The 22,498-nt window shown below is 71.2% G+C and carries 21 protein-coding genes; 9 read left to right on the plus strand and 12 right to left on the minus strand.

Annotated features, from left to right (window positions below; all coding sequences use genetic code 11):
• The first annotated feature begins 7 nt into the window (after positions 1–7).
• Positions 8–724: an SDR family NAD(P)-dependent oxidoreductase gene (locus ACIA5C_RS33500; RefSeq protein WP_396062168.1), complete on the plus strand. Its 717-nt coding sequence runs from the start codon at positions 8–10 to the stop codon at positions 722–724.
• Here ACIA5C_RS33500 and ACIA5C_RS33505 read toward each other — a convergent pair.
• The 5 genes from ACIA5C_RS33505 to ACIA5C_RS33525 all read right to left on the minus strand — a co-directional run bounded on the left by ACIA5C_RS33505 (position 690) and on the right by ACIA5C_RS33525 (position 7,361).
• Complete coding sequence (locus ACIA5C_RS33505) at positions 690–1,166, minus strand: VOC family protein (protein ID WP_396062170.1); 477 nt, start codon at positions 1,164–1,166, stop codon at positions 690–692. The genes ACIA5C_RS33500 and ACIA5C_RS33505 overlap by 35 nt on opposite strands.
• 62 nt (positions 1,167–1,228) lie before the next feature.
• Positions 1,229–2,125, minus strand: a complete 897-nt coding sequence (locus ACIA5C_RS33510; protein ID WP_396062172.1) for a LysR family transcriptional regulator — start codon at positions 2,123–2,125, stop codon at positions 1,229–1,231.
• A gap of 490 nt (positions 2,126–2,615) precedes the next feature.
• Positions 2,616–4,952 (minus strand): hypothetical protein, encoded by a 2,337-nt coding sequence (locus ACIA5C_RS33515; RefSeq protein ID WP_396062174.1) that lies wholly within the window; start codon positions 4,950–4,952, stop codon positions 2,616–2,618.
• A gap of 63 nt (positions 4,953–5,015) precedes the next feature.
• Complete coding sequence (locus tag ACIA5C_RS33520; protein WP_396062176.1) at positions 5,016–6,761, minus strand: MOSC domain-containing protein; 1,746 nt, start codon at positions 6,759–6,761, stop codon at positions 5,016–5,018.
• A 216-nt stretch (positions 6,762–6,977) separates the two neighbouring features.
• On the minus strand, positions 6,978–7,361 hold the full coding sequence (locus ACIA5C_RS33525; RefSeq protein ID WP_396062178.1) for a tautomerase family protein: 384 nt from the start codon (positions 7,359–7,361) through the stop codon (positions 6,978–6,980).
• Between the two features lie 131 nt (positions 7,362–7,492).
• Between ACIA5C_RS33525 and ACIA5C_RS33530 the strand changes: the two genes are divergently transcribed.
• Positions 7,493–8,839: a serine hydrolase domain-containing protein gene (locus tag ACIA5C_RS33530; protein ID WP_396062180.1), complete on the plus strand. Its 1,347-nt coding sequence runs from the start codon at positions 7,493–7,495 to the stop codon at positions 8,837–8,839.
• On the opposite strand, the gene ACIA5C_RS33535 is transcribed toward ACIA5C_RS33530, so the two are convergent.
• The 3 genes from ACIA5C_RS33535 to ACIA5C_RS33545 are packed head-to-tail and all read right to left on the minus strand — an operon-like array spanning position 8,813 to position 10,811.
• Positions 8,813–9,274, minus strand: coding sequence for an SRPBCC family protein (locus ACIA5C_RS33535; RefSeq protein WP_396062182.1), 462 nt, complete (start codon positions 9,272–9,274; stop codon positions 8,813–8,815). The genes ACIA5C_RS33530 and ACIA5C_RS33535 overlap by 27 nt on opposite strands.
• Positions 9,275–9,309: 35 nt before the next feature.
• On the minus strand, positions 9,310–10,041 hold the full coding sequence (locus tag ACIA5C_RS33540) for an MBL fold metallo-hydrolase (RefSeq protein WP_396062184.1): 732 nt from the start codon (positions 10,039–10,041) through the stop codon (positions 9,310–9,312).
• Entirely contained in the window at positions 10,038–10,811 is a 774-nt protein-coding gene (locus tag ACIA5C_RS33545; protein WP_396062186.1) for an alpha/beta fold hydrolase, read from the minus strand. The genes ACIA5C_RS33540 and ACIA5C_RS33545 overlap by 4 nt, the downstream gene beginning before the upstream one ends.
• Positions 10,812–10,860: 49 nt before the next feature.
• Between ACIA5C_RS33545 and ACIA5C_RS33550 the strand changes: the two genes are divergently transcribed.
• The 3 genes from ACIA5C_RS33550 to ACIA5C_RS33560 all read left to right on the plus strand — a co-directional run bounded on the left by ACIA5C_RS33550 (position 10,861) and on the right by ACIA5C_RS33560 (position 14,629).
• Positions 10,861–11,718 (plus strand): helix-turn-helix transcriptional regulator, encoded by an 858-nt coding sequence (locus ACIA5C_RS33550; RefSeq protein ID WP_396062188.1) that lies wholly within the window; start codon positions 10,861–10,863, stop codon positions 11,716–11,718.
• Positions 11,719–11,926: 208 nt separating this feature from the next.
• Positions 11,927–13,741 (plus strand): family 16 glycoside hydrolase, encoded by a 1,815-nt coding sequence (locus ACIA5C_RS33555; RefSeq protein ID WP_396062190.1) that lies wholly within the window; start codon positions 11,927–11,929, stop codon positions 13,739–13,741.
• Between the two features lie 96 nt (positions 13,742–13,837).
• Positions 13,838–14,629, plus strand: a complete 792-nt coding sequence (locus ACIA5C_RS33560) for a hypothetical protein (RefSeq protein WP_396062192.1) — start codon at positions 13,838–13,840, stop codon at positions 14,627–14,629.
• Here ACIA5C_RS33560 and ACIA5C_RS33565 read toward each other — a convergent pair.
• Complete coding sequence (locus tag ACIA5C_RS33565) at positions 14,626–16,476, minus strand: hypothetical protein (RefSeq protein ID WP_396062194.1); 1,851 nt, start codon at positions 16,474–16,476, stop codon at positions 14,626–14,628. The genes ACIA5C_RS33560 and ACIA5C_RS33565 overlap by 4 nt on opposite strands.
• Positions 16,477–16,640: 164 nt before the next feature.
• Here ACIA5C_RS33565 and ACIA5C_RS33570 point away from each other — a divergent pair, with 164 nt between their 5' ends.
• Entirely contained in the window at positions 16,641–17,009 is a 369-nt protein-coding gene (locus ACIA5C_RS33570) for a hypothetical protein (RefSeq protein WP_396062196.1), read from the plus strand.
• A gap of 123 nt (positions 17,010–17,132) precedes the next feature.
• Here the strand turns inward: ACIA5C_RS33570 and ACIA5C_RS33575 are convergent, their stop codons facing one another.
• Positions 17,133–17,429, minus strand: a complete 297-nt coding sequence (locus ACIA5C_RS33575) for a hypothetical protein (RefSeq protein ID WP_396062198.1) — start codon at positions 17,427–17,429, stop codon at positions 17,133–17,135.
• Between the two features lie 25 nt (positions 17,430–17,454).
• On the opposite strand from ACIA5C_RS33575, the gene ACIA5C_RS33580 reads away from it, so the two are divergent.
• Both ACIA5C_RS33580 and ACIA5C_RS33585 read left to right on the plus strand, forming a co-directional pair.
• A complete protein-coding gene (locus tag ACIA5C_RS33580; protein ID WP_396062200.1) occupies positions 17,455–17,823 on the plus strand; it encodes a VOC family protein in 369 nt (122 codons plus the stop codon).
• Between the two features lie 144 nt (positions 17,824–17,967).
• Complete coding sequence (locus ACIA5C_RS33585; RefSeq protein ID WP_396062202.1) at positions 17,968–18,537, plus strand: alpha/beta fold hydrolase; 570 nt, start codon at positions 17,968–17,970, stop codon at positions 18,535–18,537.
• Positions 18,538–19,026: 489 nt separating this feature from the next.
• Here ACIA5C_RS33585 and ACIA5C_RS33590 read toward each other — a convergent pair whose 3' ends face one another.
• Both ACIA5C_RS33590 and ACIA5C_RS33595 read right to left on the minus strand, forming a co-directional pair.
• A complete protein-coding gene (locus ACIA5C_RS33590) occupies positions 19,027–19,674 on the minus strand; it encodes a response regulator (protein ID WP_396062204.1) in 648 nt (215 codons plus the stop codon).
• Positions 19,653–20,771 carry a sensor histidine kinase gene (locus tag ACIA5C_RS33595; protein ID WP_396062206.1) on the minus strand — a complete coding sequence of 373 codons (1,119 nt, stop codon included), beginning with the start codon at positions 20,769–20,771 and terminating at the stop codon, positions 19,653–19,655. The genes ACIA5C_RS33590 and ACIA5C_RS33595 overlap by 22 nt, the downstream gene beginning before the upstream one ends.
• A 166-nt stretch (positions 20,772–20,937) precedes the next feature.
• Here ACIA5C_RS33595 and ACIA5C_RS33600 point away from each other — a divergent pair, with 166 nt between their 5' ends.
• Positions 20,938–22,188 carry a collagen-like protein gene (locus tag ACIA5C_RS33600; RefSeq protein ID WP_396062208.1) on the plus strand — a complete coding sequence of 417 codons (1,251 nt, stop codon included), beginning with the start codon at positions 20,938–20,940 and terminating at the stop codon, positions 22,186–22,188.
• The last annotated feature ends 310 nt before the right edge of the window (positions 22,189–22,498 follow it).

A 22,498-nucleotide genomic window follows, 5' to 3' on the forward strand; every position in this document is an offset into this window, starting at 1 on the left:
TGAGCCGGTGACGAAGGTGGCACTGGTGACCGGGTCGGCGTCGGGAATCGGGGCGGCGACCGCGCGGCGGCTGGCCGCCGACGGCATGACGGTGGCGGTGCACTCCCGCTCGTCCTCCGCCGCCGGGTCGGAGCTGGCGGCCGCCCTGGGCGGGGCCTACTACCAGGCCGACCTCGCGGACGACGACGCCGCGGCCGGGCTGGTGCCCCGCGTGCTGGCCGACCACGGGCGGCTCGACGTGCTGGTCAACAACGCCGGCATCAGCTGGCCGGTGCCGCACGCCGACCTCGGCGGGCTGAGCGCCGCCGACTGGCGGCGGCTGCTCGACGTCAACCTCATCGCGCCGTGGCTGCTGTGCACGGCAGCAGCGCCGGCGCTGCGGACCTCGAAGGGCTGCATCGTCAACGTGACCAGCCACGCCGGGGTGCGGCCCAAGGGCAGCTCGATCGGCTACGCCGCGAGCAAGGCCGCCCTCAACCACGTGACCCGGCTGCTCGCCGCCGCCCTCGGCCCGGACATCCGGGTCAACGCGGTCGCACCCGGGCTGGTCGACACCCCGCTCACCGCCGGGTGGGTCGAGGCGCAGGAGCTGTGGCGTACGCAAAGCCCCATGCGCCGCGCGGCGCAACCGGACGACGTCGCCGACCTGATCTCCTCGTTGGTCCGCAATTCCTACCTGACCGGCGAGGTCATTCTGCTCGACGGGGGCCTGAACCTGCGATAGCGCGGTCGAACGACTCCTGCACACGGCGCATGACGGCCAGCTCGGCCGGATCCTCGAACAGGGACAGGTCGGGTTCGGCGACCCTGGTCTGGACCCACCAGATGTTGCCGACCGGGTCCTTGATGCGGCCACCGCGCTCCCCCACGATCCGCGAGGTGGCGACCTCGGTGACGAGGGCGGCGCCGGCCCGTACCGCCCGCTCGACCACGGCGTCGGAGTCGTCGACGTAGACGCTGAGGAAGGCCGGGGTGAACGGCCACTCCGGGCGGGAGTCGAAGACCATGACGGTCGAGTCACCGATGCGGATCTCGGCGTGGCCGACGGTGCCGTCGGGGTTGCGGATCCGGACGGCCTTCCCGGTGGTGAAGACGGCCTCCACGAAGTCGAGAAAGAGGTCGGCGCCCTTGGCGGCCACGTAGGGGGTGACGGTTCCTTTGTCCATGTCCCCAGACTGGCGGCTATTGCGGCCAGAGTCTGACCTCTTCCGCCTCCGCTTCCTCCTCCTCAGACGAATGTTGCGCGGCCGTCGTCGGGGAGGCCGCGGCGGCGGAGGTCGGACACGAAGCGGCGGCTCAGCGCGTCGGCCGGGGCGGCCATCGTGACGATGATGTCGCGCAGGATCGGCGGCTCGAAGGAGCGGACCGTGCCGTCGCGGCGGCCCGGCAGCGCCGACACCGGGACGATCGTGACACCCATGTCGGCCGCCGCCAGCTGGGCCGCCGTACGCGGGCTGCGGGTGCGCAGCACAGTGTCGAAGCCGATGCCGTGCTCGGCGGCCAGTTCGTCGACCCAGACCGACATGCCGTTCTCCGGGTCGTAGTGGATGAACGGCTCCTTCGCCACCGCGGCCAGCGCGACCGCGGCCTCACCCGCGAAGCGGTGCCCCGGGCCGGCCACCACGACCATCTCCTCGACGCCCAGGACCTCGACGTGCTGGGCGGTCACCGTGGGCCGGGGGCCGACAATGAGGTCGGCGTGGCCGTCGGCCAGGAACCGGTCCATGCGGTCGGCGCTGGAGAACTCGCTCAGCTCGAACGCGACCTCCGGGTGCCGCAGCCGCCACGCCCGCATCGCCGGGGTGAGCAGCCACGTCGTCATCGTCTCGGCCGAGGCGACACGCAGCCGGCCGGCCCGGCCCTCACCCACCTTGCGCCCGATCGTCACCGCCAGCCCGGCGTGGTGCAGGGCGCTGCGGGCCTCCTGGGCGACGGCGATCCCGGCCGCGGTCGGCCGGATGCCGCGGGGCAGCCGCTCGACCACCGGGGTGCCGATCTCCTTCTCCAGCGCCGAGATCTGATGCGACAGCGCGGGCTGCGACAGATGCAGCGCGGCCGCCGCACCGGTGACGGAACCCGCCTCGACCAGCGCGACCAGACACTCCAGCGCTCGCAGTGTGGCCATCGCCGCGATCGTAGCCCCGAATCGGCGAGCAGCCGATATCGAAAACATGGATCGCCGGCAGAAAAGACGCATGACCGCGACCGGCCGGTCACCGACAACGACCGGGACGGCGCACCTACGCGAGCGTCACCGACATCCGGGACCCGCACGGCAAAGTCCTGGTCCGTCAGGAGCGCGGCTTCAGCGGCTCCTGATCTCCTCGGCGACCGGGCAACGGTCCACCCTGTTCGGGGTGACATCGTCGCGGGCAGCGTGGCGCAGAGCCGCTCTCGTACAGCGCCCGCGGCCGGCGAATGCCGGCGACGACCCGGTCGGCGTCCCGCACCACAAGGTGACGCCAGGTCGGCCGGACGGCCGACGGCTCGGCGGCAGGAGCCGCCCGACCCAACGCTCCGACAATGGCCCTTGCCGTGCCGATCCCGTAATCGGAGCCTGAATCCGGCCGCCCGCCACCCGATGAGCTCCACTCATGCGACTTCTCCCGTCGATATCAAGCCACCGAATCGTGTAGCTCGGTGAGAACCGAGGCTGCTTGGTCACGCCGCCGGGCGTAAGCGCCGGGTTCTGCCCGGGCGAGCTCCTCGAAGTACCGCAACCCTTCCGCGGTCAGGGCTATGACCTCGTCGTCGACATCGCCTACTTCGAAGCCAACACTGCCGACATTGCACAGCGACGCGGCCAGCACGGGAAGATGCGCGTCCCTGTTCTTGCCGACCAGCTCGCGCCCCAGGCCGACGGCATCCCGGATCGTCGCGACCGCGTTCGGGCGGCCTGCCGTGGCCAACCGCAGCGCATGATTATTCAGCGCCATGGCCAACTCGGGGCGGTACTTGTCGCAGTTCGGAGTCACGAGTTTCCGGTAGAGACCGACGGCCTCCTGGCTGAAGTCCAGCGCCTCGGGCTCCCGGACCGCCCTCGCCAGCCGCAGCGCATGGTTGATCACCGCGTTGGCCAGGTCGGGAAGGTAGGTGAACTGGTCAGAGACAACGAGTTTGCGACGGAGGTCGACGGAATACTGGCTGAACCTCAGCGCCTCCTCTTCCTGATCCGCCTCGGCCAAGCGTGAAGCGTGATTGTTCACCGCTCGTGCCAGCAGGGGCAGAAACTCATCAGCGTTCGTAGCCGCGAGCTCCTGATACAGATCGACGGCCTTCTGCCCGGCCACGAGCGCGTCAGCGCCACGGCCCACGTCGTTGAGCCGGATCGCGTTCGAGCTGGCCCAGAACGCGCGTATCGACGGCGGGGCCGCGGACGGGAAGTGCTCGACAATCCGGGTTGTGAGTGCGGTGGCCAAGCGGCCGAGCTCGACCGTCGGGTGCGAAATTCGGCCGGCCAGCTCACACGCCTGGTACCAGTCGAGGTCGGCGGAATCGACCAACTCCGCCATCCGTCGCGTGAAGCGGCCGGGGAACTGCACGGCGACCTGCACCACCGCCGCGATCATCTGCGGCACATCCGCGCGCAGGGCGATGCCGATCAGGTCGTCGGCGGCCGGCTGGTGGGCGCACGCACGGCCGAGCACGGTCAATGCCCGCACCGCCTGTTCCGGGCGGAGCACGGTGAACACCTGGGTTCTCTCAGCGGGTTCACACTCCTCCAGGACCCGGACCGCCAGCGCCTCCGCCAGCAGATCCGGTTGCACCACTCCGAGGCCACCGCCGCCTTCCGGGTCCAGCGGATATAGATCGCCGAGCCAGCTGGCATAGCGCCGTGTCGCGTCGGCGTCCGCATCTGACAGCAACGGCGCCCGCTTGACCAGCGCCTTCACCTGCCCGGAGTCATCGGCGCCGAGCAGGGTGGCCAGACCCACGAGCTGACGGAGCACCGCGTCCGAATGCGGATCTTCAACCGAGGGCAGGTGCGCGCGACTCGCCGCACCTCGCCAATAGCGGGCTTCGTGGCGAAGGACCTCGCTCAAAACGTCGTGCCGACCCTTCCGGTAGCCGCCGTCCATCACCAGGACCAACGCCTCCGCGTGCAACTGAAGCACCGGCGCCTGCGGATCCCGGGTGCGGTCCGGGACCTTCACCACCGGCCGGCCCAGCCGATCCGCGAACGCGGCCACCGCATCCGCGACGACCTGTCCCGGCGACTGGTCGCCCACCTGGGGAGCGAGCTCGAGCACGTTGGACGGCTCGGTCAACTGGTCGAGCAGGCTGCCTTGCGCTAAGAAGCTCTTCGAAAGGGTTGTCCACCACTCGCCCGCGTGGCGGGCCAGGCACAGTACCTTCACCCCGCCGGTCTCGTGGGCCACCCACAACAACCGCGCCAGCCCGACCGGGTTGCGGGCCTCCGCATAGTCCACCAGCACCAGCCGGCGATGGCCCCGGTTCCCGGCCGTCACATGCTCGACGATCTTCTCCTCGTCGTCGAGGTGAGCCGACGTGACCTCCCACCCCGCGAGCCGGTCCGTGAAGTGCTGAGCCAGGCGTGTCTTGCCGACACCGCCGGCGCCCGTCACGAGCCGGACCACCGGGCTGCCGGGGTCGGTGGCCCAGGCCTCCAGCTCGGCCAGCGCCCGAGCACGACCGAAGAACGGCACCACATGCCGATCGGGGTGCAGCAACCACGACGCCGAACCCGTCCTCCTGACTTCGACGTCACGCTTGAGCTCGGCCCGCCTCCGCTGCTTTTCCTCGTGTGCCGCCCACCGATCGATCACCGTCGGCCCGAAGGAACCGACGACGACCGCGACGACCGCGAAGACGACCGTCCACCCGGTCTTGTGATCGGCCAGTGCCGCCGAAGCCCCGGCCACCGCCACCGCTACCGCGACGCCGATAGTGAAGAGTCGGCGCCGCAACAGCCATCCGGCCGGGCCAGCCATACCCGAACCGTAACGACGCCCGACCAGAAATCACAGCACGGATCATCCGATGCGGCATCGCCCCTACAGGTCGAGCACGACGTCGTCGTGGGGCTGGGCGCAGCAGACGAGGACCTCGCCCGGTCCCGGTTCCTCGAGCGGCGGGTTGGTGTAGTCGATGGTGCCGGAGAGCAGCGGCGTCACGCAGGTGTGGCAGACGCCGGTGCGGCACGACCACTGTGTCGGGACGTCGCACGCCTCGGCCAGTTCGAGCAGCGACCCGAAGCGGGCCGACGCGCGGCTGCTCATGCCGCTGCGGGCGAACGTGACCAGCGGCCCGGTGCCGGGCGTGCCGGGCGGCTGGTGCGGCGGCACCACGTGCACACCGGTCACGCCCGGGTTGATCGGTGGGCGCGCCCCGAACAGTTCGCTGTGCACGTTCCCGGCGGGAAGGCCCGCTGCCACCAGGGCTTCGCGCATGGCCACCATGAAGGCGTCGGGACCGCAGACGTACGCCGTAGCATGCACCGGCAGACCGAGGGCCCGCACGGCGTCGCCGGTCAGCCTCCCGGCCGTCCAGGCGGCGCCGGGCGCCGGCGCGGGCGGGCGTGAATAGAAGATGCGCTCGTGGGCGTGGGAAAGCCCGGCCAGCAGCTTGTGCGCCTCGGCCGCGAACGCGTGTTCGGCCGGGTCGCGGGCCGCGTGCAGCCACCACACCTCACGCGGCGAGTGCTGGTCGGCCAGCCGCCGGAGCATTGCCAGGACCGGGGTGGCGCCGATGCCGGCCGAGACCAGCACGACCGGCCCGTCGCCGTCGGCGAGCGTGAAGTCGCCGCGGGGTGCGGCCGCCTCGACGGTCGCCCCGGCCAGCAGTTTGTCGTGCAGGTAGTCGCTGACCGTGCCGTGCGGCTCGCGCTTCACGCTGATGCGGTAGGACCGGGCGTCCGGCACGCCGGAGATCGAATAGCTGCGGACGGGAGGCGGGTCTCCGGCGCTGCTCACGCGTACGGTCAGGAACTGGCCCGGCGCCGGCGCCGGTAGCGCCGAACCGTCGGGTGTCCCCAGCCAGAACGACGTGACGAACGGCGTCTCGGCCTGCGCGCGCACCACCACGAGAGGGCGGAAGCCGGGCCAGCCCGGTTCGACACCGACCGCCGGGGTGTCGATCGGGCCGCCCTTCTCGACCGCGGCCAGCATGTCGCGGAAGGACTGCTGCCAGCCCGGGCTCAGCGCCTCGATCGTCACCGCCTTGCGGAGCGTCTCCGGGTCGCGGTGCGGAAGGTAGAGCAGACCATCGATCTGGGCCACGCTCAACGCGTGCTTGCCGACCCGGGTACGCACGATCTCGTCGCCGGACGCGACGCGCCCCTCGGCGATCACGCGCAGGTAGAAGCCGGGCCGCCGGTGGGCCACGAGCAGCGACGGCATGGCCGGTTCGCCCAGGCGCATGCCGACCCGGAAGCAGGTCACCCGCGGCTGGGTGACCTCGAACTCGGCCTCGCCGATCCGGTAGCGGTCGCCGATGTGCACTTCGTGGTCGGGCAGGCCCTCGACGGTGAAGTTCTCCCCGAACGAGCCGAAGTCGAGCCGGTCGCGGTGCAGGTGTTGCTGCCAGTGCTCGTACGACTCGCGCTGATAGACCAGCACCGCCCGCATCTCGCCGCCGTGGCCGGCCAGGTCGCCCTGGCCGTCGCCGTCGATGTTGAGGCGGCGCACCATGCGGGCGCCGTCGACCGGGCTCTTGAAGACCCCGGTGTGCACGGTGCGGCCCTGCCAGGCCACGTCCTTGGGCAGCCCGACGTTGAGCGAGAGGAGCCGGCCGCCGCTCACGTCAGCGGCTCGCCGCCGTCGACCTTCAAGGTCACTCCAGTCAGGAAGGAGTTGGTCATGGCGAACAATACCGCCGACGCGATGTCCCCGGGCGTGCCGACGCGGCCGGCCGAGTTTTCCGCCGCCTGCTTCTTAAGGTACGCGGCGTCCCGGATCCCGCGTCGTCGGTGACGTCGACCGTCAGCGCCTCGACGTCCGGCTCGTCCCGGTAGGCAGTCAGGCGGGCCGGTGGAACTGGGCTTCGCCGTGGCCGAAGGACCAGTTCTCGGGCGGGGACTCGACGACCGAGATCAGGACGTCCTCGGGGCGCACGCCCGGGTTCGTGCCGAGGCGCTCGACGATGCCGCGGTACATGGCGAGCTTGGCCTCGACCGGTTTCGGGGCCCAGAAGATCTGGATCTGCACGAGGTCGCCGGAGCGGTCGATGCCGAGGAAGTCGCCGTACGCGAATTCGCCCTCGCCGTGTTCGGTGAGCGCCATGAACCGGTCGCCGTCCTGGATGTGCACGGTTTCGCGGATCGCCTCGTGGATGCCGTCGAGAACGGCCTGTTTCCATTCGGCCGTTTTGCCCCGACGGATCGCGATTCGGGTGACTGGCATTGCCGTTCCCTCTTTCGTGCGCCGACAAGAATACAACTCCGGGAAACTAACACCGGCCGCCGGAAAAGAGCATTCGTTTCTTTCTATCGCCCCCATAGAAATGACGAATGCCGAAGCGCTATAAAGGTCAGATGGACGAGCTTCCCCGGAGCACCCCGGCCGAGCAGGGCGTGGACGCCCGCGGCATCGACGCGTTCGTCGCCGCGCTGGCGCCGATGCCCGACGTCGAGCTGCACAGTCTGATGGTGCTGCGGCACGGTCATGTGGTCGCCGAGCGGTGGTGGGCGCCCTACGGGCCGGACCGGCCGCACCTGCTCTATTCGCTGAGCAAGAGTTTCACGTCGACGGCGCTCGGGTTCGCGGTCGCCGAGGGACTGGTCGACCTGGATGCGCCAGTCCTGTCGTACTTTCCGGGCTGGGAGCCGAGGGTCACCCACGAATGGTCGCGGGCGACCCGGGTGCGGGACGTCGCCTCGATGGCGAGCGGGCACGACGCCGACATGGCCGACGCGGCGCTCGCGGCGGGCGACGGGGACATGGCGCTCGGGCTTCTCCTGCTGCCGCCGCCCTTCGAGCCCGGCAGCCACTTCGAATACAACCAGCCGTGCACGAACACGCTCGCGGCGATCGTGCGCGAGGTCAGCGGCGGGTCGCTGATCGACTATCTGCGGCCGCGGCTCTTCGATCCGCTCGGCATCTCGACGTACGGGTGGCTCTCCGACCCGGTCGGCCGTGAGCAGGGCTTCTCCGGTCTCTTCACCACGACGTCGGCGATCGCGAAGCTGGGCCAGCTCTATCTCGACCGGGGACGCTGGCAGGGGTCGCAGCTGCTGCCGGAGTCGTGGGTCGAGGAGGCCACCCGGTTCCACGTGGCGTCGAACCGGCCCGGCGAGCCGGACTGGGATCAGGGCTACGGGTTCCAGTTCTGGCGGGCCCGGCACGGCTACCGCGGGGACGGCGCACACGGGCAGTTCATGGTGATCCTGCCGGAGGCGGACGCGGTCGTCGCGATGACGGCGCAGAGCCCGGCCATGCACCGCATGCTCGAGGCCCTGTGGGAGCACCTGCTGCCGGCGCTGACGTCGGCGTCCGGGCCGGCCGGGCGGTGGCCGTTCGAGTGGCCGGTTCTGCCCCGGCCGGAGGGCGATTCGCCGGAACGGCAACTCCCGAGGGGGTCGTTCACCCCGGTCGCGGGCTCCGTGCGGTCGGTGCGGCTCACGCCGTACGAAATCTCCCTGACCGACGACGGCCCGGAGGTGACCGCCCGGCTCGGCCCGCCCGATGCCTGGTTCGTCGATGGGCCGATCGCGACCGCGCACGCCTGGTCGGGCGGAAGGCTGCTGGTCGACGTGATGTTCGTGGAGACGCCGCACCGGCTGCACGTGGTGATCGACCCGGACGGCGGCACGTGCACGACCGCCTGGCAGTCGGAGGTGCTGGGCCGGGGACGGCTAGCTGACCTGCGGATGCCGCGCTGACTCGCGGTGCTCGGCCAGATCGGCCAGGCGGCGCAGCGCCTCGACGTTGCGGCGGTGCAGCACCAGGTGGTGCAGCCCGTTGCGCAGGCCGCGCAGGGGGCCGCTCTCGAAGTCCTCGCGCATGACGACCCGGGTGCGGCCGGGGCCGGCCGGTTCGAGCAGTAGGTCGACGTTGGCCTCGCCGAGGGGCCAGAGACCGGCCTGCAGGTTGAGGTGGCGGTCTCTGGTCATCTCGGTGACGGTCGACGAGTCGTGCAGGGACAACGGCCACGGGCCGGCCTTGTGGTGCAGTTTGCTGCCGACCTCGGGCCAGTTCTTGTCGACGTCGCGGATGTGCGAGGTGCCGACCACCCAGTCGCTGTAGCTCCAGCCGTCGGCCAGGACGGCGAAAACCTGCTCGGGCGGGGCGTCGACGGTACGCACGGTGATGGACACGGACCTGGTGTACCCGCCCGATCGGCAAATACGCATCAGAGGGTCAGCGGGACTCCGGGCAGGAGCAGCCGCACCTCGGTCGCCGGGGCGAGCCGGCGAACCTCGTCGGCGAAGGCGACCGGCTGCCGCTCCGCCTTCGTGATCAGCAGGTCGCCGAGGCGGCCGCTGGTGAAGGCGTAGTGGTGCGGGACCACGGTCCGCGGCTGGAGGGCGGCCGTCAGCCCGGCCGCCTCGGTGGCGTTCATGACGACCTGGCGGTGGCCGGCCGGGCGGATGCACAACCCGTTGATCGGCAGCAGGGCCAGGTCGAACCGGCCGAACCTCTGGGGCAGCTCGTCCAGCTCCGGGATCCGCAGCGTGTCGCCGCCGAAGAACACCGTCTGACCCTCACCCTGGATCACGTAGGTCACTTCGTGCACACCGTGCAGGCCGGGAGTCGCGGTCACGGTCACGTCGCCGAACTCGGTGCTGTCCCCGGCCTCCAGCTCGCGTACCTCCCGGAAGCCGAGGTCGCGCGCCCGGCCCACCACGGTGTGCGGCGCCACGATCGGCACGTCGGTCCGGCTGGTGATCGCGTCGAGGTCGCAGTGGTCGTAGTGCTCATGGGTGATCAGGATGCCGTCGAGCTCCGGCAGCCGGTCTACGGTCAGCGCGACGTGCTCGCCCGGGTCGTAGGTCGGCGTCACGGTGAACCACGGGTCGGTCAGCAGCGTACGGCCGCCGATCTCGAGAAGATGACAGCTGTGTCCGATCCTGGTCACCCTCATCGGGCGGCCCCGATCGCGGCCAGAAGTTCCTCGGGCGCCTCGATCTGCGGCAGATGGCCGGCGCCGGGGATCAGCGTGAACCGGGCGCCCGGGATCGCCTCGGCGAAGGCCCGGCCGTAGGCCGGCACGGCGATGCCGTCCGACTCACCCCAGACGACCTGGACCGGAAGATCCAGGGCGGCGAGACGGTCGCGCAGGGTGGGATCGGTCATGCTCATCTTGGTGTACGCCGCGAGCGCCGCCAGGTCGGGTCCGGGCCGTCGCGCCGGGTCGGGCGGGAAGCGTTCCGGGTCGTGGAAGGACAACCGGCGCAGCTGGTCGGGGGTGAGCGCGGAGACGTCGGTGATGGGATGCCCGGGCACGTCGATCCCGACGGCGTTGACCAGGGCGACGCCGCTGACCCGGGGGCTCTGCCGGAGCCCGAGCTCGGCCGCGATCCAGCCGCCGATCGAGTTGCCGATCACCGTGACGTCCCAGAGGTCCTCGTCCTCCAGCAGGTCGGCGTAGAGATCGGCGAGGGCCTGCACGCTGTCGAGGGTGTCCGCGCGCGGGGTGCCGTCGAAACCGGGGTGGGTCGGCACGAGGACGCGGGCGTTCCAACGGGCGGCCAGGAGGTCGGCGAACCCTTGCACGGAGGCCGGGCCCGCTCCCCCGTGCAGCAGGAGGAACGGCTGGGTGCGGTCGCGCTCCTCGACCGTCACCCGGCCCCGGTCCAGCTCGTGGACCTTCTGGTTCGGCTTCCATCGGATGTCGGCTGGTGTTGTGGTCACGGCACCATGATTGGCTTCCGCGGCCCCGGGCAGGAGATGATGGTTGATCGTGGGACTCCGACCACCACCCTCCGCCGCGGCCCCGGCCGGCAGCCCGGCCGACGCGCGGCGGGCCGAGCTGGCCGATTTTCTCCGCACCCGGCGGGCGGCGGTCCGCCCGGGCGATGTCGGGCTGCCGGCGGGCGCGGGCCGCCGGCGTACGCCCGGCCTGCGCCGCGAGGAGGTCGCCCAGCTGTCCGGGGTCGGGTTGTCCTGGTACACCTGGCTCGAGCAGGGACGCGACGTCACACCCTCCGACCAGGTGCTGTCCGCGTTGAGCCGGGCGCTGCTCCTGTCGCCCTCCGAGCGCGAGCATCTGTTCCTGCTGGCCGGCGTCGCGGCCCCGGTCTCCCCGGCCTCCGACCCCGTCGACGACGAGACGGCCGCCCTCATCGACGGACTCCTGCCGCATGTCGCCTTCGTCCTGAGTCCGCGGTTCGACGTGCTCGCCCACAACCGGGCCGCCGAGCTGATCATGGCGGACCTCGTCTCGGCGCCGCCGGCGCACCGCAACCTGCTGGTCTGGCTGTTCGCCGACGACTCGTGGCCCGGCACGCCCGCCTGGGAGCAGACCGCCCGGGCCAATCTGCTGGATTTCCGCACCGAGTACGCGCGGAACCCCGGCGACCCGTCCTTCGAATCGCTCGTCAGCGCGCTGTCCGCCACCAGCGTCCACTTCCGGGACTGGTGGGAGCAGCACGACGTGCAGGCGATGGAGCCGGCCGCGAAACACATCGCGCACCGCGAGCTCGGGCCCCTGCACCTGCTGTCCGGCCAGAGCCGCCCCACGCACGCGCCGTGGCTGCGCCTGCGCATCCTGGTGCCGGCCGACGCGCGCACCCGAGCGGCGATCGCCGGCGCACTCTAATTCTTTTCTGCAACAAACCTGCAAATGGTTGTCATTGACTCACGTATATCTCCCGTGAAAGATTCCGAAGCGAAATACCCGTCCTCGGATACCGCCTTCAGCTGCGCCGTCGCCATCTGAAATTGCAAATCCTCTGCCATTTGTTGCAATGGCTCGGCTCTTCTGTCACTCCCGGCGGGCATCCATTTGCGACAAGGAGAAACACCGCATGTCATCCTCAGCTCGCATCCGCCGATGTCGCCGCCTGGCCGGTGCCGGCGGCCTGGCCACCCTGGTCACCGCCGGGATGTTCGTCTTCGTGAGCAACGCCGAGGCGGCCACCGTGTTCAGCGCCGACTTCGAGTCGGGCGCCGGCGGCTGGTCGAAATCCGGCGGCACCTGGTCGGTCGTCAGCGACGGCTCCCAGACGCTCCGGCAGACCAACGCAAGCAGCGAGAACGCCCGCGAGTTCGCCGGCGACGCCGCGTGGACCGACTACACCGTGTCGGCCCGGGTGAAGCCGCTGTCGTTCTCGTCGGGCGGCTACGCCGGGCTGCTGGCGCGGGCCAAGAGCTCGACCACGTTCTACCGGGTGGCGCTGTCGGCCTCCGCCGTACAGCTGCAAGCGGTCAACAGCGGAAGCGTGACCGTTATCGCCTCGGCGTCGCGGAGCGTCGCGGTGAATACGTGGCACACCGTGAGCCTCTCGGTCTCCGGCTCCACGATCAGTGCCGCGTTCGACGGCACGTCCGTCGGCTCGGGCACCAGTTCGGTCGCCGGGAACGGACGGATCGGACTGCAGACCGCGTACGCGACGGCCGGCTTCGACGACGTCACCGTTTCCACCAGCGGCGACGTTCCGCCCACCACCGGGCCGGCGACGACGCCACCGACCACGCCCCCCACTACGCCGCCCACCACGCCACCCACCACCGGGCCGACCACGCCGCCCACGTCCGGCGCCGTCTATGCCGCACCCAACGGGTCGGACAGCGCGGCCGGCACCCAGGCGGCGCCCACCACGATCACCTCGGCGATCACCCGGATCGCGGCCGGCGGCACGGTCTACCTGCGCGGCGGCACCTACAACCTATCGACCACGGTGACGATCGCACCCGGCAACAACGGCACGTCGAGCGCCCGCAAGACGCTGTCGGCGTACCCCGGTGAGACCCCGGTGCTCAACTTCTCGGCGATGGCCGAAGCCGACAACAACCGCGGCCTCGCGGTCAACGGCAACTACTGGCACGTCTACGGCATCACGGTGCAACGCGCCGGGGACAACGGCATCTTCGTCGGCGGCAGCAACAACGTCATCGAACGCATCGTGACCGCTTTCAACCACGACAGCGGCCTGCAGATCTCCCGCATCGCCTCGGACACCCCGCAGGCCCAGTGGCCGGCGAACAACCAGATCATCAGCTCCGAATCGCACGACAACGCCGACTCCGACGGCGAGGACGCCGACGGCTTCGCGGCCAAGCTCACGGCCGGCTCCGGCAACGTCTTCCAGTACGACGTCTCGCACAACAACATCGACGACGGCTGGGACCTCTACACCAAGACCGACACCGGCCCGATCGGCCCGGTCACCATCCTGAACTCGCTGTCGTACAACAACGGCACCCTCACCAACGGCCAGGTCAACGACGCCGGCGACCGCAACGGCTTCAAGCTCGGCGGCGAAGACATCAAGGTCAACCACAACATCCAGGGCAACATCGCCTACCACAACGGCCACCACGGCTTCACCTACAACAGCAACCCCGGCTCGATGACGATCTCCCACAACGCGAGCATCGACAACGCCGAACGCAACTTCTCGTTCGACGAGGGCACGTCGACGTTCACCAGCAACACGTCGTGCCGCTTCGCGGTGACCGGTTCCAACGACAAGACCGTGGGCACGGTCGGCAGCGACAACCAGTTCTTCACGGGTACGAACGGCTCCCGCTGCTCCGCGTACTCGGGCAGCCTGGGCTGGTCGTTCGCCTCCAACGGCCACCTGACCGTCACCTTCGGCGGCACGGTGGTCACCCCGTAGATCCCCCGCCGGGCCGGCACCCACCGGCCCGGCACTCCCCTCGGGTGTTTTGCGGCCGTCGATTAGATTCGGGCGCCTAAACGATGGGAGTCAGCCGTGCCGAAGTGGACCACTCTGGGCGTGGGTGTGGCCGCCGTTCTCGCGCTCGCGGCGTGCAAACCCGACTCGGCCCCGGCCCCGGCCACGTCCGCGTCCGCGCCGTCGGCCGGCCCGCCCGCCTCGCCGAGTGCCCAGCCCAGCGTGCAGGTGCCCGCCGACCCGGGCAAGGCCCTGCTCGCCGCGGCCGGGCGGCTCGGCGCGCAGCCGTTCAAGCTGAAGTTCTCCGCGCTCGGCCAGGAGGCCACCGGGTCGATCGACCTGAGCGCCCGGACCAGCGAGATCGACACCCTGCTGCAGAACGGTGCCACGATCAGCGTGCGCCAACTCGGCACCGACCAGTACGTGCAGGTCACCGGCGACAGCGCCGACGCGCTGCACGCCACCCCCGGCAAATGGATGCACGCCGACACCAAGGGCCTCCCGGCCACCAACCCGCTCAGCCCGGACCACAACCAGGCGGCCTCCGCGGCCAAACTGCTCAAGGACGCGAGCGCGGTCCGGCGCACGGCCGACGGCACCTACTCGGGCAAGGCCGACCTCAGCCACGGCGCCGCCCAGCTCCCGAGCAGCCTGACCGGCAAGCTCAAGGCCGTACCGTTCACGGCCAGACTCGACCCCCAGGGCCGCCTCACGTCCCTGATCTTCGACATGAACTCGGTGCTCAGCGGCGCCGGCGAGCTGAACACGGCGTACTACGACTACGGCGTACCCGTAAGCGTCGCCCGCCCGGCAGCGACCGAGACCGTACCGATGCCCGACGCCTTCAAGAAGGCCATCGGCCTGGGTTAATCGTCCAAAATGCCGGTCACCGGCAGCCCGCAGGCGCCCTGCGCCTGCCGGGCGTGGCTGTTCACCGACCCGGCAACCGTGACCATCCGGGTGAGCGCCTTCTTGGCCGCCGCCTCGTCGCCGGCGGTGTCCGCGCTCACCGACTTCAGCAGGTCGACGAACTGGTCCTCGTCGTCGGCGAGCCCGTCGACGGCCTCCCGCAGGTCACCGCTGAACACCAGCATGCGCCCGTAGCTGCGCAACGTGTCGGCGTCCTTCCGCATCTCGGCCAGGTCGGCCGCCGTCGGCCCGGCGTCGTCATTCGCCGACGAACCCGAGCTCATCTGCGAAGACTCACCCTTGAGCGTCGAACAGACCGAGTGCTTCGCGTACGCGTTGACCCCGCCCGCCCCGGCCCCGAGCACCGCAACGAGCCCGGCGACCCCGAAGACCACCGCCTTCCAGGGGTTACGGCGCCGCGCGGGGGCGATGGCCGGCTGGGAGTTGAACTGCACCATCCAGGGCTGGGCGTCGCCCGGGCCGGGGTATGCGGGAGGAATCCATCCGCCATCCGGGTGGGGCGCCGTTTCAGGTGGGGCGGCCCACTGTGGTGCGGGCACGGCTTGCGTGCTCGCCTGAGGTGCTCCTCCGGCCTGGTCCGCCCACTGCGACGCCGGTGCGGGCTGTCCGCTCGCCTGAGGAACTGCCCCAGCCTGAGCCGCCCATTGCGGCGCCGGCTGTCCGCTCGCCTGATGAGCTCCACCGGCCTGGGCCGCCCATAGTCCGCTCGGCGATGGCCGGGCCGATTGTGCCGGGCCGCCGGTCGGCGTCCGCGTCTGGGCCTGGGCCTGGGCTTGCCATAGGCCGCTGCCGGACGCGCCGGCCGCCTCCCCGGCGTGGTTCGGCCAGGGCCCATCGGGCGGGGGCGCTGATGCCGGCTGCTGCGGCGGGCCACCGGGCACTGGCGTTCCCAGGCTCTGGTATTCGGCCGTCGGAACCTGCCACTGCCCAGCCGATGTCTGCAGCCCGGACATATGTTGCTCCGCCGCTTGACCTTGCCAGAATCCGGCCGGAGCCGCCGGCTGCTCAGCCGTCTGTGCCTGTCCGAATCCGCCCGGCGCAGGCGTTTGCAATCCGGACGACTGCTGCTGCCCCGGCCACGCCCCACCCGGAGCCGGTGCCTGCAGCCCGGACATCTGCTGCTGCTCGATCCCTTGCTCCTGCCACAACGGAGCCGATGCCATCGGCTGCCCGCCCGCGGGCGCCGGCCAGGATCCAGCCGGTGCGGGCGCCTGTGTCGCGGGCAGCTGCTGCTCAGCGGCGTACCCGGGCCAGGACGCCGGTGTCGCCTGCGGCTGCTGCTCGGCCGAATAACCCGGCCACGACGCCGGTGCCGCCGATAGCTGCTGCTCAGCCGCGTACCCCGGCCACGACGCCGGTGCCGCCGGCAGCTGCTCGGCCGCGTACCCCGGCCACGACGCCGGTGCCGCCGGCAGCTGCTCGGCCGCGTACCCCGGCCACGAGCTGCCCGTCGCGCGCATCGGCGGCGCCGACAGCTGCTGGTGCTCGGCGTGACCCGGCCACGGTCCACCCGGGTGCGGGGCGTCCGCGTTCTGGTGGCCGCCGCTCTGCTCCTGCCACAGGCCGCTCGGCTGCTGCTGCGACGCATACGGTCCGGCTGCGCCATGCCGGGCCGCCGGATCCAGCTGCCCGGCGACCGGGACCTGCCCGGCCCAGGTCGCGCCACCCGGGTCGGCGGCCGGCCCGGGCCATGCGCCGTTATCCTGCTGCTGCCCCGGCGGCACCGAACCGTCCTGGCCCGTGTACCCCTGCGACGCCCACGTCTGCGAGTTCTGCTCAGGTTGCATCCGGACAGCACCTTTCAAGGGATTTCACAGATTCAGTCCCTCGATCGGCAGCCGGGCCCGCGCCTTGAGGTATGCCGCCCCCCTTTCGCACCCGGCCCGCTACGCCATGGGCACGAAACCCCGCGGACGAGGCCGGTGGGCGCCGGGGTACTAAACTCCCCGAAATGCCGGCCCGCGTCCTTTTGACCGTGCTCGCCCTGATCACCGGGGGCTACCAGGTGGTGGACGGCATTCATGTGCTGGCCACCGGGGTTTACATGGGTTCGGCGACACCGGGGCCGTGGCGCCACGTCATCCATGCCACCGGCATCGACCCCATGGATTTCGGGCCCGGCTTCGTGGCGCTCGGCGTGTGCTGGCTGGTGGCCGTCGCCATGCTGCTGTCCAGCTCGTCACGGCGGGCCTGGTGGGCCTTGCTGATCATCGCAGTGCTCACCGTCTGGTACCTGCCGGTCGGCACGCTGACCGCGGTCGCGACGATCGTGGTGCTGCTGGCGGCTCGGGAAAAGCTGGTCAGTCCGCCGCCGAGCTGACGGCCGCAGTGACATCCGGTCAGGGCGCAGCTTGACAGTGCCGGCGAACTGGCAGATGCGCAGCGCCGGGCCGACGGCTCCGCCCGCCTCAGGCAGGCGGTATTCGTTGCGGCGTAGCAGCGGTCAGCGCCGGTCGGCGGCGGCCCAGGAGGCGGCGGCGGTCACGGCGGAGACGGCGAGGACCGAGGGCCAGGCGCCGATGCGCTTGGCCAGCGGGTGGGAAAGGGCGAAGGCACCGACGTACGTCGCGACGAGCGCACCCGTGACCGCCGGGCTGGTGCGCCGGGCCCACTCGCGGCCGGCCAGCACGCCGCCCGCGGCCAGGACCACACCGCCGAGCGGGCGGACGCCGGTGCGACGGGCCAGTTGCCATCCGCCGATCAGGGAGCCTGCGGTCACCGCCGCGGTGGGAAGACGCATGCGGAGACCGTACACCGTGTGTTCGGTGGACAATCAGCTCATGCACGCCAAACGCATCATGGCCAATCTGAAGGTCGCGGACGTGAACGCGGCGAAGGACTTCTACACCGGATTCCTCGGGCTCTCCAACGAGGAGTTCAACATGGGCTGGGTCGCCCGCTACACGTCGCCGCGCTCCGGGGCCCAGGTCCAGCTGGTGACGAGCGACGCCACGGCGGCCGACGACGCGGCGGTCTCCATCCACACGGATGACGTCGAGGGGGCATACGCGGAGGCGCAGCGCCTGGGCTACGAGATCGTGCATCCCCTGCAGACCGAGGAGTGGGGCGTGCACCGTTTCCTGGTGCGTGCCCCCGACGGCAACGTCGTCAACGTCGTCCAGCACGACGACTAGGACGCTTCTGGACCGGCGCCGTCGGTCCCGCCGGTTAATCGGTCCGTTGACGCCGACGGCGATCCACCGGCAGCGCGGCGCCTCCGAGCACTTGTCGCCGCTGGTCGCCCCGCATCCATTCGCGGGCACCACCGTTGACCGGTTATGGAGCCGCAACCGCCCCGCCGGACCACGCACGCCATCGGCGGACCGGCGCGCCTGCTGGTCTACGACCGCTGGGGCAGGTTCGGACGCCCGGTGCTGCTGCTGCACGGGCTGCTCTTCGACCGGACGATGTGGTGGCCGGTCGCCGCCGAACTGGCCGCCGCAACCACCTGCACGGTGCTCGCACCCGACCTGCCCGGACACGGCGACTCGCCGGCGCGCAAGGACCACGACCCGGCGAAGCTGGCCCACGACCTGGCCCAGCTGGTGCACAAACTGGACCTGCACCGGGCGCCGATAGTGGTCGGGCACGCCGAGAGCGCCGCCCTGGCCACCGCGTTCGGGGCGCGGTTCGCAGCCCACGAGGTCCTCACGGTCGACGACCTCGGGGACGCCCATGCCGACATCCCCGAGCACTTCCGGCCGTACGCGACGCCCCGCGCCGATCCCGAGGTGCTGACCGCCTACAAGAGCTGGCCCCAGCAGACCCCGACGTGGCCGCACCTGGCCGATCCGCGCGCATTCGCCGCCGGCCTACAGGCCCGTCTGACCACAAAGGGCCCCGCCTGACCGCGAAGGCCCCGCCCGACCGCAAAGGCCCCCGCCCGACGGCGAAGGCCCCGCCGGACCGCAAAGGCCCCGCCCGACTGCAAAGGCCCCGTGTGACCGCAAGGCCTCGGCCGACCGCAAAGGCCGCGGCCGACCGCAGGCCCGGTGTGACCGCACCGCCCAGTGTGACCGCAAAGGCCCCGGCCGACCGCAAACGCCCCGCCGGACCGCAGGCCCCGGGTGACCGCACCGCCCAGTGTGACCGCAAAGGCCCCGGCCGACCGCAAACGCCCCGCCCGACCGGAAAGCCCGCTCGACGGCAAAGGACCCCGGCTGACCCAAAAAGGTGCCGCCTGACCACGAAGGGCTGAGCGCCGCCCTGCAGGCCCCGAAGCGCAAACGCGCCGAGTTGCCGACCTGCAGGGCGCGACTCCCGCAGGCGCGAACCTCGCTACGGCCGATCTGCCGTCCGGCCGCGAGGGAGCAAGCGCGAGCCCCACAGTGGGCTGCCTAGCTGGCGATGCCGTTGCGGAAGGCGTAGGTGACGGCCTGGGCGCGGTCGCGGGCCTTGATCTTGGCGAAGACATGGTTGACGTGGGTCTTGACCGTGGACTCGCTGACCTGAAGGTGCACGGCGATCTCGCTGTTGGACAGGCCTGCGCCGATCAGGCGGAGGACGTCGGTCTCGCGATCGGTGAGGGGCTCGGCCAGCGGCGCCTTGACGAACGACGGCAGCATGTCGAGCAGGCGTCGCTGCACACCTGGGTCGAGGTCGGCATGGCCGGCCGCGACGCGGGAGATCGCCCGGGTGACCTCCTCGGCTCCGGCGTCCTTGGTCAGATAGCCCCGAGCACCCGCGCGCAAGGCGGCCAGCACCTCCTCGTCATCGGAGAACGTCGTCAGCACCACGATCTGGGTGCGCGGATGCGCCGAACGGATGCGCTCGGTCGCGGACACCCCGTCACAGACCGGCATGCGCAGATCCATCAGCACCACGTCGGGGTCGTGCTCGGCGACCGCCGCCACCGCCTCCTCCCCGTTGGCTGCCAAGGCGACCACGTCGACCCCGCCAACCAGCGACAGCATCAACTGGATGCCCTCGCGCACCATGCGTTGATCGTCGGCGATGACCACGCTCACCGCGGCACCGTCAGGCATATTCGAAAACCCTCCCCGTGAAACCCGGAATCGAGCCGCGCCCCGATCAACGCCGCCCGCTCCCGCATGCCCGCCAGACCATACCCACCTCCCAGCGCACTTTCCGGGGCCTGTGGACAACCCGATCCGGTGTCGCTCACCGCGACGGTCACGCTCTCCTTCCCGTACGCGACGTCGACCGTGACCGCCGCGCCGGGCGCATGTTTCCGGGCGTTGGTGAGTCCCTCCTGGACCGTCCGCTCGACCGCGAGAGCCGCCGGGGCGTCGAGCGGCCAGGGCTGTCCGACCAGCCGGAAATGCGCACCGGCCTCGTCGGCCAGGCGGCGGACCGTCGTGTCGATCGGGGGCATCTCGTCGCGCAGCGACTGCACTGCCCGCCGAGTTTCCTCGAGACCGTCGCGGGCCAGGCGCTGCGCGGCCCGGATGCGCTGCAGCACGTCGCCGGCCGGCGCCTCCGTCTGCACCAGCAGCCGGGCGCCCTCCAACTGCACCGACTGGGCCGACAGCGTATGCGCGAGGATGTCGTGGATCTCGCGGGCGATGCGCTGCCGCTCGGCGAACCGGTCGCGCTGGGCTCTGCTCTCCTGCGCGGCCTGCTCGGCGGCGAGCAGTCGCTCCGCGTTGACCGCGCGCGTGCGGACGTCGCCGATGATCAGCCCGAGTATCAAGGCAGCCGCGCACGCGGCGGCCATCGCCGGCACCTCGTCGCGGTCGCCGCGCGCGAGCGGGGCCAGGCAGGTCGCGACCGCGACCGCGATCGCGAAGGACAGAGCCACCCGCTGGGGCAGCCGGGCCAGCCCGGCGATGATCGCGGCGCCGCACGCCAGCCATCCCGGCGCCTGGCCGTCGACGAGGATGAGGGCGACCCCGCCGGCCGCGAAGAAGAGCAGCCCGATCAGGCGCTGCTTCCATGCATCGGGCGGGACGCGGAGGCCGTACGCCGCCCCGCCCACGCTCACGACCAGAGCAGCCACCACTGGAAGGCGGTGCTGAGGCAGCGCGACGACGACCGCGAGGGCGGCCAAGGCGACCAGGGTCGCAGCCCGGCCGGCCGGAAGCGCAAGCCTTCGGAGATCGGGCCTTCTGAGATCGGGCACCGGGACACCGTACGGCCGGAGGCGCGACGCTCGCGTCGCCGCCTGGACCGATGCTGGGTCTCCACCCGGGGGTGGAGAAGGGCGCCTTCTCATCCCCTGGGCGGAGGACAAGAATCGATTCCCGCGCCGACGCGGCGAGCCGCGCCCAAGCCCTAACTTCATCGGCATGCCCCGATTGCTGCAACGGCTGTCGCCCGTGCTCGCGCTCTTCTTCCTGGCCCCGCTGGTCGGTGAGTTCTTCCTCGGAGACTTCCCGATCGTGACGATCTTCCTGGTGGCGGTGTTCGCCCCGATGTACGGCGGCGCGGCCCTGCTGATCAGGGAGTTCACTCGGCGCGGCGGGCGCGGATGGCCGACGATCATCCTCCTCGGGCTCGCCTACGGGGTCTTCGAGGAGGGCCTGGTCACGCAGTCGCTGTTCAACCCGCACTACCTCGATCAAAACCTGCTCGATCAGGGTCACGGCGTCCTGTGGCTAGTCTATGTGGTCTCGCTGCACACGTACTGGAGCGTCAGCGTGCCGGTCGCGCTGGTCGAGGAGGCGACGCCGGCCCGGCGCATAAGGCCGTGGCTGGGCTGGAAGGGCCTGACCGTGGTGGCAGTGCTGTTCGTGGTCGGCTCGTTCGCGGTCTACAACACGAACCTCCAGCTCAACCACAACTGGATGGCGAGCGGGCCGCAACGTCTGGGCACCGTCGCGGCCGTCCTGGTGCTGGTCGCGGTCGCGTTCCTGCTACCGAAGCCGGCCCCGGCCGACGAATACGGCGCCATCGGCGAACGCGGCGCGCACGGCCAACACAGCGCTACCCACGAACGCGGCGCCACCGGCCAACGCGGCGCCACCGGCCAACGCGGCGCCACCGGCCAACGCGGCGCCACCGGCCAACGCGGCGCCACCGGCCAACGCAACGCCCCCCACGAACGCGGTCCGGCCCGGGGTGATCGCATGACCTGGGACATCGGCGCGCCAGAGGAAACCGACGCGACCGAGCAAACCAACGCGACCGAGGGAAACGGCCGGGCCGGGAACAGCGTCGGGGCTTTGAGTCGCGGAGGCGTGCCGAGCGGGTGGGTCACCGGCACGGTCGCGCTGGTCGGCGGACTGATCTTCAAAGCGGGACTGATCATGCCCGTCTGGTCCGCAGCGGTCGCCGCCTTTCTCGTCGGGCCCGCGATCGTTCTGGTGCTGACCGCGCGCTGGTCGCGCCGGGTCGGCTGGGGTCCGGAGCAGCGACTCGGAATCGCCGGGGGCACGCTGCTGACTTACTCCTGGGCCGCCTTCACCGCGCACAGCGCCAGCTTCGCGATCGACCTGGTCAGCCATGTCATCTACGCGCTCGCCGCGATCGGCCTGCTCTACTGGGTCGCGCGCAAAATGCGCACGCCCGATGTCGCTCCGGACGTGAGCGAGGGCTGACTGCACAGCGAAACCATGCACCCAGCACGCGCCGACCACGCTGCGGGGCAGGGCGCCGCGGACCCGCATGGCGGCGAACCGGCCGAAAGCTCCGTCGTCTCCCCACGCTTCGGCGGCTGCCACCTCGTGCCACCCCTGCGGTGAGCGCGAACCGACCACGCAGCGAGACCCCGCAGTCAGCGCGCGCCGACCCAGCCGCGGAACCACCCAACCGGCGCGTGCCCGCTGCGCCGCGCGACAACCCATCGAGCGCAGCGTTGCTGCGCCGTGGACGAACCCTCTGCCGCACGCCGGCTTGCCGTCGAAGGCG

This window comes from Actinoplanes sp. NPDC051343, assembly GCF_044455125.1.
Lineage (GTDB): Bacteria > Actinomycetota > Actinomycetes > Mycobacteriales > Micromonosporaceae > Actinoplanes.

Bases quoted from the DNA above. Each gene is read 5' to 3' on its own strand.
- ACIA5C_RS33505 (WP_396062170.1), bottom strand. From the start codon at position 1,166: ATGGACAAAGGAACCGTCACCCCCTACGTGGCCGCCAAGGGCGCCGAC.
- ACIA5C_RS33510 (WP_396062172.1), bottom strand. From the start codon at position 2,125: ATGGCCACACTGCGAGCGCTGGAGTGTCTGGTCGCGCTGGTCGAGGCG.
- ACIA5C_RS33515 (WP_396062174.1), bottom strand. From the start codon at position 4,952: ATGGCTGGCCCGGCCGGATGGCTGTTGCGGCGCCGACTCTTCACTATC.
- ACIA5C_RS33525 (WP_396062178.1), bottom strand. From the start codon at position 7,361: ATGCCAGTCACCCGAATCGCGATCCGTCGGGGCAAAACGGCCGAATGG.
- ACIA5C_RS33530 (WP_396062180.1), top strand. From the start codon at position 7,493: ATGGACGAGCTTCCCCGGAGCACCCCGGCCGAGCAGGGCGTGGACGCC.
- ACIA5C_RS33540 (WP_396062184.1), bottom strand. From the start codon at position 10,041: ATGAGGGTGACCAGGATCGGACACAGCTGTCATCTTCTCGAGATCGGC.
- ACIA5C_RS33555 (WP_396062190.1), top strand. From the start codon at position 11,927: ATGTCATCCTCAGCTCGCATCCGCCGATGTCGCCGCCTGGCCGGTGCC.
- ACIA5C_RS33565 (WP_396062194.1), bottom strand. From the start codon at position 16,476: ATGCAACCTGAGCAGAACTCGCAGACGTGGGCGTCGCAGGGGTACACG.
- ACIA5C_RS33570 (WP_396062196.1), top strand. From the start codon at position 16,641: ATGCCGGCCCGCGTCCTTTTGACCGTGCTCGCCCTGATCACCGGGGGC.
- ACIA5C_RS33575 (WP_396062198.1), bottom strand. From the start codon at position 17,429: ATGCGTCTTCCCACCGCGGCGGTGACCGCAGGCTCCCTGATCGGCGGA.
- ACIA5C_RS33585 (WP_396062202.1), top strand. From the start codon at position 17,968: ATGGAGCCGCAACCGCCCCGCCGGACCACGCACGCCATCGGCGGACCG.
- ACIA5C_RS33590 (WP_396062204.1), bottom strand. From the start codon at position 19,674: ATGCCTGACGGTGCCGCGGTGAGCGTGGTCATCGCCGACGATCAACGC.
- ACIA5C_RS33600 (WP_396062208.1), top strand. From the start codon at position 20,938: ATGCCCCGATTGCTGCAACGGCTGTCGCCCGTGCTCGCGCTCTTCTTC.